The organism is Jatrophihabitans sp. GAS493 (genome assembly GCF_900230215.1).
In the GTDB taxonomy this organism is placed as follows: Bacteria; Actinomycetota; Actinomycetes; order Mycobacteriales; family Jatrophihabitantaceae; genus MT45.
In genome coordinates this window covers 2,376,375-2,391,950 of the sequence record NZ_LT907982.1, presented here as the reverse complement: position 1 = coordinate 2,391,950, position 15,576 = coordinate 2,376,375, and the positions used below count along the sequence as shown (strand labels likewise).

Here is a 15,576-nt window from a genome sequence, read left to right as displayed (position 1 = left end):
TCGTGGGAGCTCGAGGAACGATCACGGCGGCCGCCGGCGCTGTGGCCGCAGTGTTCAGCCTGATCATCGTCGTGCCGACCGTCCTGCTGGGCGGTGGCGTGAGCCAGGCGGCGGCCGGCGCCGCCCAGCAGGCCGCCGCTGGCGGCAGCTGCACCTACACGCCAGCGGCCGCCGGCGGTGCGGTGGCCGCAGGTATCACGCTGACGGCCAGCCAATTGCAGATCGCCGGCGCCGGTGTCGCGGTGGCCAAGCAGCGCAACCTGCCGGTGCAGGCCTCGATCGACATCCTGGCCGCCGGCATGCAGGAATCGCACCTGACGAACCTGGCAGGCGGTGACCGTGACTCAGTGGGCTGGTTGCAGCAGCGGCCCTCACAAGGCTGGGGGACCGTCGCGCAGATCGTGGACCCCGTCTATGCCGCCGGGAAGTTCCTCGATCACCTGGTGCTGGTCGCGCACTGGCAGGAGCTGCCGCCGGCGCAGGTGATCCAGGACGTGCAGATCTCCTCCGACGGCAGCCTGTACGCCCAGTGGGTGCCGATGGCCACCGCGGTGGCCGCGTCGCTGCTCGGAGATCCGTCCGTAGCGCTGAGCTGTTCCGTGGGCGGTGGGGGTGGTGCTGCGCCTGGGCAAGCCCCTAACGCGGCGGTGGGTCGAGCGTTGGCCCGTGGGCAGAGCGCACTGGGTCTGCCGTACTGCTTCGACGGTGGGACCGCGACCGGGCCGAGCCACGGCGTCGGTGGCCGGGGCTGTGAGGGGCAGGCGGTCGGCTTCGACTGCTCCGGTCTCGCGCTCTACATGTGGGCGGCCGCTGGCGTCTACCTGGACCACTCGTCGGCCTCGCAATACACCTCACCGAACGGGGTCCTGGTGCCTATCACGCAGGTGCAGCCTGGGGACCTGGTGTTCCTGTCTAGCGACGGGATGATCGGCGGCATCCACCACACGGCGATTATCTGGTCCGTCAGCGGGAAGAGCGACGGCTCTGGCCAGATCATCGAGGCGCAGGACTTCGACGTGCCCGTACACATCCGCGCCTGGGCCGGTGCCCATGAACGGGAAGTGATGCCCTACGCCCTGCGGATGAAGGTCACCAATTGAGCTTCGCAGCGCCCACGGGGCCGACGCAGCTGGGCAGGAGGAAGTCTGCTGCCCGGCTGTTGCACTTTTCGTCTGCTCGTCGAGGCCTCTCCCAGTGAAAGCACCCGCTACTCACGAAGGAGACCGCAATGCCAGCACGACTGGAACTGGCCGAAGCCATGGTCGAGCGCATTGTCGCGCTAAGCCAGCAGGCAACCGCGTTCAGCGAGAACGTCACCAACCGCATCATCCTGGCGGGCAACATCCCCACCGTCACCCCGGGCGAGCCGCCGGGCGGCGCGAAACTGCTCACCATCGCCGGCTGGGTCGGCTGGGCCGTGTTCCTGGCCTGCGTAGTCGGCGTGTTCATCATCTGCATCAAGATGGGCATCAACGCCCACAAGAATCGCGGCGGAGGAGACGGCGGCGGCGAGGAAGCCGGCAAGCTGTTCTGGCCGCTGCTGGGCTGCATCATCGGCTCCGGCGCAGGCGCGATTCTGGGTGCGGTGGCCTGATGTTGCGCGGCAGGTACGGCGTCGCGGACGACCGCGACAACGACGGTGACGGCTGGTGGGACGAACAGTCCCGGTGGGCGAAGTCAGGGACCGTCTGTGCGATCGGCTTGGTCGCGTTGCTGATCGTCTGCGGCGGCATCATCGCGTGGGGCGCGGCTACTAACCGCAGCCGCACGGGCGCCGCCGCGCCGGCCGCAACGTCAGTGCCCGCCGTCGGCTCCGTTCCTGCCGGCCCGAGCGACACCGGCGGTTCGTCGGCCGGAGCGGGGAGCTCGGCCGCTCCGGTGAACGTCACCTGGCTGCAGGTCGGCCTCGGCGGACTTCCGTTCTCCTCGAGCGATGGCCCTGCCACGATCCGCGCTGGAGTGCCTTCCGGGTTCAGCCACACCCAGTCTGGTGCGGTACTGGCCGCGATCCAGATCCTCGGCCGGCTGTCCTGGTCTGCGCAGACGGCCGCGTCGATGCACGCGGTGGCCACTGACTCAACGACGCCGGCGGCGCAGGCGGCGGTGAGCCTCAACTATGGTCCGCCGACCGACCCGGGCGTTGTCCCATCGGTCGCCGCGTTTCAGGTGATCACCTACAGCGCCGACCAGTCCGTGGTCGACATAGCGTTGCGATTCAACGGCACGCTGCGGGTCGTGCCGGCCACAATGCAGTGGTCCGGCGACGACTGGCAGCTCGCCGGCGCGCCGGGGCCGCTGAGCCAGACGAGCTGGGCCGAGACCAGCGACCTCACGGGCTATGTGCTGTTCTCCGGGCAGCCCACGAAGGTCGGTGACTGAGGTGAGCTGCAGCATCAGTCCGCTGTCCTGGGGCGACTGCGCCGGCGATGCGCTGAGCGGTGCCGCTGGCGGCCTCGCGTCGGCCGGCTTCGACGCGGTGGCCAGCGAGTTCGCCAAAGGCGTCGGCAACATCGTGAAGACCTTGGCCACGTTCTGGACCAGCGTCCCAACGACGTCGCTGTCGACCGATCAGGGATCACCGGTCGGCATGCTCACCGCGATGCTCGACTGGATCATGCTTGTGGTCGGGCTGGTCAGCATCCTGTTGGTGGCCGGCCATATGGCTATCACGCAACGTGGCGACGCGCTGGCTGACGCTGGTACCGGCATCGCCCGGTTCATCTTGGTGACCTCGGCCCAGGTGCCGGCGATCGCGTTGCTCGCCGCGGCCGGGGACGAGTTCAGCAACTGGATCATCAACACTGCTGCGGGTGGCAACTTCAACAGCCGCGTCACGGAGGTGTTCGGCGCCGCGCTCGTGTCCGGGTCGCTCGGCAGCGCTCTGGTGTTCATTGCGTCGCTGCTGGCCATCCTGGCCGCGCTCGCCCAGGTGTTCGCGATGGTCGCCAGAAACGGCGTGCTGATCTTGACCGCCGCGGCCAGTCCAGTCGCGGGCGCGGTCGCGATCTACAAAGGCAACGAGGACTTCTGGCGCAAGTTGTGGATGTGGCAGTTGGCGTTCGTGCTCTACAAGCCGACGGCCGCGTTCGTGTACGCAGCCGCGTTTGTCACGATCGGGGACGGCAAGTCCGCGACCGACGCGCTCTCGGGCATCGCGTTGATGATCATGTCCGTGCTGGCCATGCCGGCACTGCTGCGGCTGATGATGCCGGTCTCGGCCAAGCTCAGCACCGGCGGCGGAGGCGGCGCACTGGCCGGGGGAGCCATCGCAGCCTCGGGAATTTCGCAGGTGATGTCCTCGCGTGGCGGCGGGAGCAGCAGCGGCGGGAGCTCCGGGGGCGGCTCGTCCGGTCCCTCGGGCGCATCCGGCGTCAGCGGTGGCGCGTCACCAGCAGCCGCGTCCGGCGCCGGCGGCGGCGCCGCTGGTGGAGCGGCCACCGGGGGTGGTGCCGCGGGCGGAGGTGCAGCGGCTGGCGGCCCGGTCGGGGTCGCCGTGGCCGCCGGCGTGCAGGCCGCAGGAGCCATGAAGGGCGCGGCCGAGAAAGCCGCCGCATCGGGAACAGGAGAAGCCTAGCCATGACCATGCTCGACAGCCGTAACCAGCCAACGCCCGGATCGTCGGACTTCGGCAACTGGCAGCGCCCCGCCGTGATCGGCTTGTTCGGGATGAATCCCGTGATCAGCTTCGGCGGCCTGATCCTCGTGCTCGGTGCCGGCGGAATCATGATGTTCACGCACAACTTCTTCGACCTGCTGATCTACCTGCTTCTCGTCGCAGTGTTCTATGCGCCACTGGCGATCAAGATCGAGGGCAAGTCAGTGTTCGCTCGGATGGTGCGCAGGCTCAGTTACCGCCGGGCACGCCGACGCCGGGAGACTGCCTACCTCGGTGGCCCGCTGTCGCCGCAGCCCCACGGCCGGTTCCGCCTCCCGGGGCTGTTGGCCGCGACCCGCATGTACTCAGCGCAAGACGCCTACGGCGAGCGGTTCGCGTTCCTGCGGGTGCCATTGACCAACTCGTATCCCGTGATCGTGCGGGCCAACGCCGACGGTGATGCGCTGGTCGACCCGGCCACCATCGACACGATGATCGGCACCTGGTCGGGGTTTCTCCAGACGACTCCGCAGTGGCCAGACCTCAAGGCGTTCTCGGTCACCATCGAGTCGGTGCCAGATCCGGGCAACAAGATCTCGGCCGAGATCGACCGGACTCGCACCGAGGCGCAGGTCTCGCAGTTCACCGAGCAGGTCTTCAAGGAGTTGCGCGACGCCTCCGGTGTCGGGTCGGCTGCCCAGCACACGTGGATGTCGCTCGTGTTCGACGGCGGCAAGGGTAAGGACAAGCGTGGAGTTGAGGACATGGCCACCGAGATCGGCACCCAGTTGCCGGACATCATCGGTGCGCTGGCCGGCACTGGCGCTGGGGCAGCGTCAGCGATGACGCCCAGCCAAGTGGCCGAGACAGCGTGGGCCGCGTTCCACCCGGCCGAAGCCGGCGACCTCGACGACGCGCCGGGCGAGCTCGAGCTCGACTGGGAGTCAGCTGGGCCGTCCTCGGCTCAAGAGCTGTGGGACCGGTACCGGCACGACTCCGGAATCTCGGTGTCGTGGGTCATGGAAGGCGCACCGCGTGGAGCGGTGAAGGAGACCGTGCTCAAGCGGCTGCTCGAGCCGCACCCGCACCTGCCCCGCAAACGGGTGACGATCTACTATCGGCCGCTGGACCCAGCCGCCGCGGCGGGCTGGGCCGATCGGCAGCGCAACGTCATCGCGACCTCCTCCGGCGGGCGGGCAGCAGTGAAGGAAACCTCATCGTCGGCAGCGGCGGCCAACGCTCGCGACGAGGCTCGTGGCGCGTCGGTTCTCCGGTTCGCGGTAGTCACGACGATCACCGTCACCGACGAGGACCAGCTGCGCCGGGCGGTGAAGGCGGTCCGCAACTTGCACGCCGGCGCTCGGCTGGTGATGTCACGGGCTTACGGGCAGCAAGCGGCCGCGTTCTCGGCCGGCCTCGGCCTCGGTGTGCTGCTTCCCGATCACGTGACGTTGCCCAAGGTCCTTACTGAATGAGCCGCCGTATCGGGGCGTATCGGAACTGATAGAGCGGCGGCTATGGCCGGCCAGGGGACATCCTGGTCGGCCATTGCACTTTTCGCCTGCTCGTCGAGGCCTCTCCCAGTGAGATATCCGCACGCAGACGAAGGAGCACACAATGGCGATCCCTACCGAGTTCGAGCTGACGTTCGGCTGCGGTCACGTCGGCACGATCGACCTATCCACACTGGCGCCCGACCACCGCGGCGGTCGACTGGAGTACCTCAAAGACAAGGGCCTGTGCGCCGACTGCTTCGAGACCACCCGCGAAAAGCGCCGGGAACTGGACCGTACGAAATGGGTGACCGCCAAGCGCAAGGAGGAAACGGCCGAAGCCGCTGCGTGGGCCCGCGATGAGGGCTACCCGCAGCTGGCCGGCAGCGCCCGGCAGATCGACTACGCGACCCGGGTCCGGTTCGAGCTGATGCGCGACCTGTATCAGTGGGCAGTCGAGGATGGCAATGCACCCGCCGACTACGAACGCGTCGAGGAGACGGCTCGCGGTGTCGACGAGGCCCGCTGGTGGCTCGATCAGAAGAGCCTGATCACCGCCGCCGCTGATCTCGTCGAGCTGCTGGACGCCGCGGCCGCCAGCCACGCCGGCCAGGTCTGCGAGAACAACGCATGAAGACGTTGCGCTCCCTGACCGCCCGCGGTTACGCCGGCGCCGGCGGCGGCCGGGTGGGCTTCGTGGAATCGCCCACCGAGTACTTCGGCACGTCCCGCCAGGTGTGCGGGTTGTGGCCGTTCGCCGCCGGTACAGGGGCGCCGACTACTGGTGTCCCCCTGGGGACACATATGCGCACCGGCGCCTGGGTGTGCGGAGACCCGCTGAGCTACTTCACCCGCGCGAACCTGATCCGATCACCGTCAGCGTTCCTGTTCGGTCAGCCGTCGCTCGGCAAATCGACGCTCGGCCGGCGGTGGCTCATCGGCGCAGAGTGGTCCGGTTACAAGCCCTGGGTGTTGGGCGATTTGAAGCCGGACTACGTCGACTTGATCAAAGCGATGGGCGGCCAGATCATCACAGTGGGCCGCGGGCTAGCCGGGATCAACCCGCTGTCCGGAGGGGACCTGGCGGCGATCCTGCCCAAGATCGCGCACCTGCCGGATCTGCACCGCAAGATCCGGCAGAAGGTCCACGGTCGGCAGCTGGCCATGATGCGGCTGTTGATCGCGCTGTCACGTCACCGATCAGTGAACGGTGACGAGTCCACGCTGTTGTCGGCCGCGATCCGGATGCTCGATGAGCAGCATTGGGCTGCCGGCACGACGCCCCGCGTCGGGCACCTGATCGAGCTGCTGACCAACGCACCACGTGAGCTGCGGATGGTGATCCTGGCCGGCGACGACGAGCCGTACTTCCGCGAGATCTCCGACGGTCTACGCCGTGCCCTGGCCGGCCTGCTCGAGGGCCAGCTCGGGGACGTCTTCGCCAAGGACACCACGGTCAGCTTCGACGTCACGGCCAGCGCCGTCGACGTCGATATCTCCTCGATCGACGGCAGCGACATCGAACTCGAGGCGGCGGTCCTGACGGCGACGTGGAACGAAGGGTTCTCGGCCGCCGAAGCGGCGCACGTCTTGGCCGACGCCGGCCTCGGGCCGCGGCTGAACTTCTACCTCACGATGGACGAGTTGTGGCGCGCGATGCGCGGTGACGGCGAGATCGTCGACATCATCAACGATCTGCTGCGCACCGATCGACAGAAAGGCATGGGCGAACTGTTCATCAGCCACTCGATGGGCGACCTTGACCAGCTCGCCACGCAGGAAGCACGAAACAAGGCCCGTGGCTTCGTCGAGCGCGTCGGCATGATCGGCACCTTTGGGCTGCCTGCGGTGGAGTTCGGTCGGCTGGCCGATGTCGTCGAGTTCTCCGCAGTCGAGCGTTCCGAGATCGTGTCGTGGGCCGCGCCGCCCTCGCTGGACACGGCCACCGGTCGGATGTCCGCGCCGCCCGGTCGCGGCAAGGTGCTGCTCAAGATGGGCAACCGGCCGGGTATGCCGGTGAACGTGAAGCTGACCGCCGCCGAGCTCAACGCCGGGGTGCATGACACCAACAAGCGCTGGCACCACCGCGGGAGAGCCGCATGAGTGTGCAGACCAAACAACCCAACGACGGCTTGCTGCCTCTGATCCTGCTGCTGAGCGGCTGCGGTCTGATGCTGCTGGCCTGGTGGCCGATCGTCGCGGTCGGGCACCTCGGCGGCCGCCCGGTTCCGATGAATCCGTGGCGGATCATCTTCGGCCTGGCCCAGCACACTGTCGTGTGGCCCGGCCCGGCGGTGTACGTGCTGTACGGGCTGCAGCTGAGTGTCGTGGTCCTGGCCGCTGCGGTTCTGTTGCGTCGACGGGGCAAGCGGTCCAAGGGCCGCACCCGCGCTGACGCCGCGAACCGGCATTTGTCCCGGGCCAACGACATGGTCGGGCTGACGCCGGCGCAGGTTCGTCAGAGTGCACAGCGGCTCCGTCCAACAGCGGATCTGACCGTGCCGGCGCAGCACGGCGTGATGGTGATGCAGACGGTCGTGACATGCACCGATCTGCGGATGTCCTGGGAAGACATCACCGTCGTCATCGCCGGTCCACGGGTCGGTAAGACGACCGCCAACGTCGTGCCCGCGATCGTTGATTACAACGGGCCGGAGGTGATCAGCTCCAACAAGCCGGACGTTCACGACGCGACCCGCGAGATCCGCGAGGCGATCGGCGGTGTGTGGCTCTGCGATCCGCAAGAGATCGTCGGTACACCGGACGCCATGGCCGGCCCGCACTTCTGGTGGGACCCGTTCGCGGACATCAGTAGCCTGTCGATCGCGCGTGAGCTGGTGCAGATCCTTATCGACACCACCGTGGACCCCGATGCCAAGCCGGATGCCTATTTCACCCCGACGGGGCAAGCGACGTTAGTGAACTACGTGTTCGCGGCCGCCCTCGCGGGCAGGACGATCCTGGACGTTGACGCGTGGCTGGGCGACGTCGACGACAACACGGCCACGACCATCCTCGCCGATCGGGGCTACGACGCCGCGGCCCGCCAGATCAAGGCGGTGTTGGCCAAGCCCGATCGCCAACGTGACGGCGTGCTTGGCACCGCGCAGAGCTGGCTGTCGGTGATCACCGACCCGCGCTACTCGGCATGGATCACGCCGCCGATCGGCACAGGCCATGCCCGTGCCCCACGGTTCGAGCCGGAAAAGTTCGTGCGTTCGGCCGCGGACACGATCTACCTGCTCAGTCAGGAAGGTCCGGCGTCGGCGGCGTTCGTCACTACCGCGATCGCCGCCTCGATCGACAGAGCCGGCCTGGCCTACACCCGGACCATGCCAGGTCGCCGGCTCAGCAACCCGGTGCTGTCAGTGCTCGACGAGGCAGCGAATACCATCGTCGACTCCACGCTGCCGGACAAAGTCAGCCACCACGGATCTCGAGGACTTCCGAAGGTCATCGTTCTGCAGTCGTGGTCACAAGGTGTGGACCGCTGGGGTGAGCGTGGGATGCGCAAGCTGTGGTCGGCCGCGAACAACAAGCTCTATCTCGGCGGGGTGTCCGAGACGGAGTTCTTGAAGTCGATGTCGGATCTGCTCGGTGAGCGTGACGAGCGGTACTGGACGACCAGCAGCACGAACGCCGGTCATGGCTCGTCGACGTCGCGGTCCGAGCAGGTGCGACGGCTACCGATCCAGTCAGTCGCGGAGCTGTCGGCGTTGCCGCGTGGGCGGGCTGTGCTGTTCAGCTCCGGTAACCGGCCAGCACTGGGCCGACCCGTCCCGTGGATGGCTGGCCCGAACGCGCCGGCCATCCGGGCCTCACTAGACAAGTGGGAGACGGACGAACGACGCAACGACCGTCTGGCCGAGACGGCCGCGGCCGAGCAGGAAGCGATCGATACCGAACTGAACGACGTCGTGCTCACCGATAGGGAGCTGGCGCAATCCATCGAAAAAGAAGGGGTGTTGTTATGACCGGTCAGGAAGTCGAGATGGACCAGCACGGTCACGCGGGCCGTCAGTTGTCGGCGTTGTTATCGGCGGCTCTCGCTGCCGCCCAGTCCGCGGCGCAGGTGGCGGCGGACCGTGCCCGCAAGCAGGCGCAGGCCGCCACGCAGGAGGCCCGGGACTCCGAGCGTCAGGTGGAACAGCTGTCACGTGAGCAGCGCCTTCAAGTACAGCAGGAGCAGCAGCGTGCAGCCGCGGCCCAGCGCGAGGCCGAGCGGCAGGCCCGCGCCGAGCAGTCGGTCCGACACCGCCAGTGGGGGTTGAAGCCGACGTCGCAGTGGCTGCATGACAACCCGCTCAGCGCGGCCGCGGCGTGGGCGTCAGCCGACGTGCACCGCGGTGACGATCCGGTGGCCGCGCGTCACGCCGAGCAGTGGGAGGCGATCTTCAAGAAGGAGAACATCGACGTCGAGGACGTGCGATCCAACGCGCCGGCCGCGGTAGCCGCGGCCGAGCAAACGCCGGCATCGGCTCAGCCCGGTGTCGATGCCGGGGATGTCGCCGGCGAGCTGATCGTGGCCGAGGTCGCCGGCTCGGCGGTGCTGTCCGGCGCGGTCGACGTCGCACACGCCTTAGAACACGAGCACGCAATGGCCACCGACGGCGCTCAGTGGACCGCGTACGCCGATGGTGCTCCGACCGCGGCACTAGGTGGCCGAGGCGTGTCCACCCCACCCACTCAGGTCCTGTCGGCCGCGCGCGAGGCACCGGATCTCGCGTCGACCACGGCGGCGTCGAGGAGCTGGGCCACCGAACTCGTCACCCGGACCGGCCTCGAACGATGAGCAGCGAAGACCTACCGGAGTTCCTGTACCGCAATGTCGAGGACTGGTTCGTCAACCTGCTGGCACCGACCATTGAGCGCCGGCTCGATGCGGCCGGTACAGGCACCCTCACCTGGTGTCCGAACTGGTGGGAACACGCCGAAGCGATCGCGCGCCTCGAGGCTCTCTGGCGGGCGTGGGAGGTATGCCGCGACACCGACGGTGAGTCACCGGCTCGCTGGTTCTGGCAACACTGCGACCCGATGCTTTCCGTCTTGATGGACGCCAAGGTCGGCCCGATGAGCGACTGCAAGCCGACCGAGCACCGCAAGTACACCAACGCGCTCCACCTGCCGATAACGGCCGCTCCGCGCGGCTACTGGGGCACCACTGTTGCAGCCACCACCGCGCAACCGCCGGCAGAATTTCGACGGATCGGGGCTGAGCCGATATCGGGTTGGCGTACGTGAGAGCCCGGCGGTTCGGCGGCGGCCACACGTCCATCGTGGCGGTCGTCGCGAATATTTTGGTTTGAGTGGACGTATCTGTGGGTGGCCGCAATACTCCTTTCTGGCTTCACCGGTTGTCCGGCGGACTCGCCGCCCGGTGTTGTGTGACCTTTGGGAGGGCCTTCAGTTGAAACGAGCTTTTCGCGGTTCGTGTAAGCAGATGTTTGCTTTTGTTGTAGGGCTTTTGGTTGTCGTCAGCGTTATGTCGTCGGCCTCGGCGGATTCAACCTCGGCACCTGCAGCGGCCACTCCATCACATGGAGCGGCGACAGTCGGTCGTCTCGGTTTGCCAGACGGTGCGAAGGCATGCTCCACTGTCGGCGGCAAAACTCCACCGGCCGCCGCCGCATGCTCCACTGCTGCTGGCGCAAAGACAGGACTACCCGCCGGAACAAGCCTGCCCACCGGCCGCACGGCCTGCCCGGTCGCCGACGGCAAAACCCCACCGGCCGCCGCCGCATGCTCCACTGCTGCTGGCGCAAAGACAGGACTACCCGCCGGAACAAGCCTGCCCACCGGCCGCACGGCCTGCCCGGTCACCGACGGCAAAACCCCACCGGCCGCCGCCGCATGCTCCACTGCTGCTGGCGCAAAGACAGGACTACCCGCCGGAACAAGCCTGCCCACCGGCCGCACGGCCTGCCCGGTCACCGACGGCAAAACCCCACCGGCCGCCGCCGCATGCTCCACTGCTGCTGGCGCAAAGACAGGACTACCCGCCGGAACAAGCCTGCCCACCGGCCGCACGGCCTGCCCGGTCACCGACGGCAAAACCCCACCGGCCGCCGCCGCATGCTCCACTGCTGCTGGCGCAAAGACAGGACTACCCGCCGGAACAAGCCTGCCGGCGGGAGAGCAGATCTGCCCATCGGCGAACGGAAAGTCATCGCTCAACGCCGCATGCCCAGCAGCAGCAACGGTCCGGGCTGCGGTCACGTCGCGTGCTTCGACCGTGAAAGCGTTTGATGCCGGCGACGGTGGCGGTATCTCGCTGTCGGTCGATAACGCGAACCCGTATCAGCTCAGATCTGCGACGCTGACGGCCACCAGCGCCGTGAACGTCACCTACACGAGCTACCTGATCTACATCAAAGACACGACGTCAGGAAATGTTGTTGCCTGGTGTGCCAGCGGCGTGACGTGTTCGGCATCAGTGACCCAAAGTTCAGCGGTCACGCACACCTACGTCAGCTGGGTCGGAACCGTGTCTGGTACTACCCCGACTCAGGTGCAGGCCGGTCCCACCTCCGAGGTGGTGGTGACCTGGTCGCCGTGGGGTGGAATGACCCTCACGGTCGACAACGCCAATCCGAACCAACTAGTCGGCGCAACGCTGACCGCGACGAGCCCGTTCAATGTCACATCGACCGGGTTTTACATCGACATTGAAGACACCACCACCGGCCAAGCGGTGACCTACTGCAGCAACGGCACCACCTGCTCGGTCACCGTCACCCAAAGCAGCGCCGTCACCCACAACTACGTCGCGTGGGTCGGGTCAGCAGCGTCGATACCGCCGGCGAACTTGCAAACCAACGTCACCGCCCCAACGGCAGTGACCTGGTCACCCTGGGGTGGAATGACCCTCACGGTCGACAACGCCAATCCGAACCAACTAGTCGGCGCAACGCTGACCGCGACGAGCCCGTTCAATGTCACCTACACCTCCTTCTATATCAACATTGAAGACACCACCACCGGCCAAGCGGTGACCTACTGCAGCAACGGCACCACCTGCTCGGTCACCGTCACCCAGAGCAGCGCTGTCACCCACAACTACGTCGCGTGGGTCGGGTCAGCAGCGTCGATACCGCCGGCGAACTTGCAAACCAACGTCACCGCCCCAACGGCAGTGACCTGGTCACCCTGGGGTGGAATGACCCTCACGGTCGACAACGCCAATCCGAACCAACTAGTCGGCGCAACGCTGACCGCGACGAGCCCGTTCAATGTCACCTACACCTCCTTCTATATCAACATTGAAGACACCACCACCGGCCAAGCGGTGACTTACTGCAGCAACGGCACCACCTGCTCGGTCACCGTCACCCAGAGCAGCGCTGTCACCCACAACTACGTCGCGTGGGTCGGGTCAGCAGCGTCGATACCGCCGGCGAACTTGCAAACCAACGTCACCGCCCCAACGGCAGTGACCTGGTCACCCTGGGGTGGAATGACCCTCACGGTCGACAACGCCAATCCGAACCAACTAGTCGGCGCAACGCTGACCGCGACGAGCCCGTTCAATGTCACCTACACCTCCTTCTATATCAACATTGAAGACACCACCACCGGCCAAGAGCTGACCTGGTGCAGCAACGGCACCACCTGCTCGGTCACCGTCACCCAGAGCAGCGCCGTCACCCACAACTACGTCGCGTGGGTCGGGTCAGCAGCGTCGATACCGCCGGCGAACTTGCAAACCAACGTCACCGCCCCAACGGCAGTGACCTGGTCACCCTGGGCGGGGATGAGGTTGTCAGCGAGCCCGGGTGTGCTGGCGGCTACCACCGCGACTACCCTGACCGCGGTCAGCCCATTTAATGTCACCTACACCTACACCTACATCAACATTGAAGACACCACCACCGGCCAAGAGCTGACCTGGTGCAGCAACGGCACCACCTGCTCGGTCACCGTCAGCCAAAGCAGCGCCGTCACCCACAACTACGTCGCGTGGGTCGGGTCAGCAGCGTCGATACCGCCGGCGAACTTGCAAACCAACGTCACCGCCCCAACGGCGGTGGAGTGGACGAATTCGCCAACTTCGACGCCAATCGGCGTTGCCCAGTGCACGCCAACGACCCGGGGGTCGGACGGCCATACGCAGCAGGTTTGCGTGACCGAATCAACACCTTCGGCGGCCGAGCTCGCCAGCTACCCGACCGACCCCGGCGGGGGCGCGGACGCCTCCGCCTGCTCGGCGGCGAACCAACCGAAGGCCGTTTCCAGAACTTGGGCCTGCCTCGATAAGGAAGTGGACCTTGATGTGACTACCGACGGTGTTCCGAGCGGCGGCATCCACTTCCTCGTCAGTGATTCGCAGTCGCTAGACACGTCGTCGGTCGACTTCACTCACTACATCACCTTCACAACCGTGAGCGCACCATGGGGCACCGCGGTGGGCAGCTCCTTCACTGCCAACGGTAGCTGCGCTGGAGGAGGATGCACCGAGACAGTCCAGAACTTCTCGACACAACTGATCTCCACCGGCGGCCAAGACCTGACCGGAAACGTGCAGGCCGCAACATCCCCTCACATTGGAAAATTCGTCGAGGTAAACAGTTGGATCCAGGTGTCATTTCTGAACCCATCATGGGTCGGCGGCGAAAGCACGCCCCTGGTGTACGACTCGCCGACAGTCCGATGCGACGACGCGCTGAACCAGGACGACGTTCTCCCGATCAATCGATATATCCCCGGGTGCGTCTACCCCGACTACACCCCCACCCTGGGCATCGACGGAGCCGTCGCCCCGAACGTCGGGCGGCACATCTTTCTCGCGCAGCAATCGGGGTTGCCTGGCACGCTCGCCAATGGGCCACTTGTCCGCACGATGGACCCGGCTCTAAAAGCGGCGAACAACAGAGCCGCATGCCCGGCTTGGCTTGATCGCAGCGGAGGGAGAACCTGTGACGAGTACCCATTCGAGTCCACCCAATACGGAGCGGCGGCCCAAGCAGAAGCAAACCTCGGGCCGCGCACAGTTCCCGGCTGCGGGGTGACCTTTCCAGCGGGAATTACGCCGAGCACGGGACCGGGTGGATGGAGCATCTGCATGGTCTCTGGCGCTGAGAACGGTGCAGCGGGCGGTCTGCTTGCGGGTCAGTACGTCGTCGACCGGGTCCTAGATGGGGACGCGTTCTTCGTCACCGTCCTCGACCTTCCCGTTTCCGCGTGATGTTCGGTGCCCTTCAATGACTGAGGAGCCTCATATCTGGTTGACACGGATGTCGGCGTTGGCAGAGGCCGGGTGTGTCACGGTAGCGACCAGTACCGATACCGACGCTGTACTAACAGCGTTCGGGGCCAACCGGCGTCGCCGGATGCGTGCGGACCAGGTACTACGGGGCCGGATGACGGGTGTCTCGGCCAGTCTGCTCACCGACCCGGCCGTCGGCGGTGTCATCGCGCTTGAGGTAAACGGCTATCAAGGCACCACCGACCTCGTGCTGGCGCAGGCTTCGCGCCACGGGCGGGCAGCGGTCGCGTTCTGGAACGTCAACCTCAGTGTCCGGTTCGGCTGCGCCGAGCACGGTGAGATCAAGTGCGTCGTGGACGTCAGAGAATGGGACACACCTCCACCCGAACTACCTGCCGAGCTGGCGGGGCTCGCCGCTGAGCTGGCCGCTGGCGCGGACCGCGTCGAGACCGCGTTACGTATGGTCGAGCAGTACACAGGCATCGACCTGTACGGCCCGTTCGACGACGTGATGAGTTCCGGATTCGCCGTCACCCCTGCCGAAGAACCGCTCCTGCCGGCGAGCTTTCCAGGAGCATTCGCCATCTTTGCACGCAATCCCGGAGAGCCTAATGTCATCGACCTCGGCCCGCGCCTGATCGGTCCGCCGTACCCAATTGAGTTGAACCGGGACATGGCCGAGTACGCAGCACTCCGCGCGGCCCAGGTCAGTGAGCTCGCCGAGAGCGACCGGATGCAGGGCATGCTCGACCAGCTCGGCCACGGCCGGCCGCTGATGCCCACTGACGGCTTCCTTGAGCTACGCAAAGAAGCCAACGAGCTGAAGGCGGTCGTCTTCGGCGACCGCGACGCCCTCAACCATCCCGAGACGCGTGACGCCAAGCGCGTCGCTGTTTCGCTGACGAACGCACTACGCGCGTTCCGCTACCTGACTCTCCCCGACGATCCCACCTGCTACCTGGGCGCCATCGCCTGCGCGGTGCGCGCCCTCGTATACGAACCCGGAGCGAGTCACGCGCTGCTCAAAGACATCGAATACATCCTCGACCACGGGCACCCCCCGACGCCGGATCATCGCCAATCCCCGTGAGTCGCTGGCGATGGGTGGCAGGTCGCCAAGACCCTGCCGTTCGTACCGGCGCCGGCCCGCTTATTGGGGCACCGAAGTAGCCGATTCGGCATAAGCCCTCCGTGGCTCCCCGCCGAAGATATCGCGCCAATCTGCTCGTCCGACACTGCGTGAAATGACGATTATCCGCATGGTCATACTGAGGATCTCAGTATGA

12 protein-coding genes are annotated in these 15,576 nt (G+C 66.6%); all 12 read left to right on the top strand.

The features are described 5' to 3' along the window. Positions 1-2 precede the first annotated feature (2 nt). Positions 3-1,100, top strand: a complete 1,098-nt coding sequence (locus CPH63_RS11180; RefSeq protein ID WP_096303043.1) for a C40 family peptidase — start codon at positions 3-5, stop codon at positions 1,098-1,100. Between the two features lie 128 nt (positions 1,101-1,228). Next, on the top strand, positions 1,229-1,594 hold the full coding sequence (locus tag CPH63_RS11175; protein ID WP_096303042.1) for a hypothetical protein: 366 nt from the start codon (positions 1,229-1,231) through the stop codon (positions 1,592-1,594). Continuing rightward, positions 1,594-2,379: a hypothetical protein gene (locus CPH63_RS11170; protein ID WP_096303041.1), complete on the top strand. Its 786-nt coding sequence runs from the start codon at positions 1,594-1,596 to the stop codon at positions 2,377-2,379. Before CPH63_RS11175 ends, CPH63_RS11170 begins: the two co-directional genes overlap by 1 nt. A gap of 1 nt (position 2,380) precedes the next feature. Then, complete coding sequence (locus CPH63_RS22265) at positions 2,381-3,574, top strand: hypothetical protein (RefSeq protein WP_157749472.1); 1,194 nt, start codon at positions 2,381-2,383, stop codon at positions 3,572-3,574. Positions 3,575-3,576: 2 nt separating this feature from the next. Next, positions 3,577-5,070: an SCO6880 family protein gene (locus CPH63_RS11155; protein WP_096303038.1), complete on the top strand. Its 1,494-nt coding sequence runs from the start codon at positions 3,577-3,579 to the stop codon at positions 5,068-5,070. Positions 5,071-5,212: 142 nt separating this feature from the next. After that, complete coding sequence (locus tag CPH63_RS11150) at positions 5,213-5,722, top strand: hypothetical protein (RefSeq protein ID WP_096303037.1); 510 nt, start codon at positions 5,213-5,215, stop codon at positions 5,720-5,722. Next, positions 5,719-7,191 carry an ATP-binding protein gene (locus tag CPH63_RS11145; protein WP_157749471.1) on the top strand — a complete coding sequence of 491 codons (1,473 nt, stop codon included), beginning with the start codon at positions 5,719-5,721 and terminating at the stop codon, positions 7,189-7,191. The genes CPH63_RS11150 and CPH63_RS11145 overlap by 4 nt, the downstream gene beginning before the upstream one ends. Next, a complete protein-coding gene (locus tag CPH63_RS11140) occupies positions 7,188-9,062 on the top strand; it encodes a type IV secretory system conjugative DNA transfer family protein (protein WP_096303035.1) in 1,875 nt (624 codons plus the stop codon). The genes CPH63_RS11145 and CPH63_RS11140 overlap by 4 nt, the downstream gene beginning before the upstream one ends. Then, on the top strand, positions 9,059-9,880 hold the full coding sequence (locus tag CPH63_RS11135) for a hypothetical protein (RefSeq protein ID WP_096303034.1): 822 nt from the start codon (positions 9,059-9,061) through the stop codon (positions 9,878-9,880). The genes CPH63_RS11140 and CPH63_RS11135 overlap by 4 nt, the downstream gene beginning before the upstream one ends. Beyond that, on the top strand, positions 9,877-10,329 hold the full coding sequence (locus tag CPH63_RS11130) for a DUF4913 domain-containing protein (protein ID WP_096303033.1): 453 nt from the start codon (positions 9,877-9,879) through the stop codon (positions 10,327-10,329). The genes CPH63_RS11135 and CPH63_RS11130 overlap by 4 nt, the downstream gene beginning before the upstream one ends. Before the next feature lie 991 nt (positions 10,330-11,320). Further along, positions 11,321-14,269: a hypothetical protein gene (locus CPH63_RS11125; protein ID WP_096303032.1), complete on the top strand. Its 2,949-nt coding sequence runs from the start codon at positions 11,321-11,323 to the stop codon at positions 14,267-14,269. After that, complete coding sequence (locus tag CPH63_RS11120) at positions 14,220-15,380, top strand: DUF6461 domain-containing protein (protein ID WP_371364773.1); 1,161 nt, start codon at positions 14,220-14,222, stop codon at positions 15,378-15,380. The genes CPH63_RS11125 and CPH63_RS11120 overlap by 50 nt, the downstream gene beginning before the upstream one ends. The last annotated feature ends 196 nt before the right edge of the window (positions 15,381-15,576 follow it).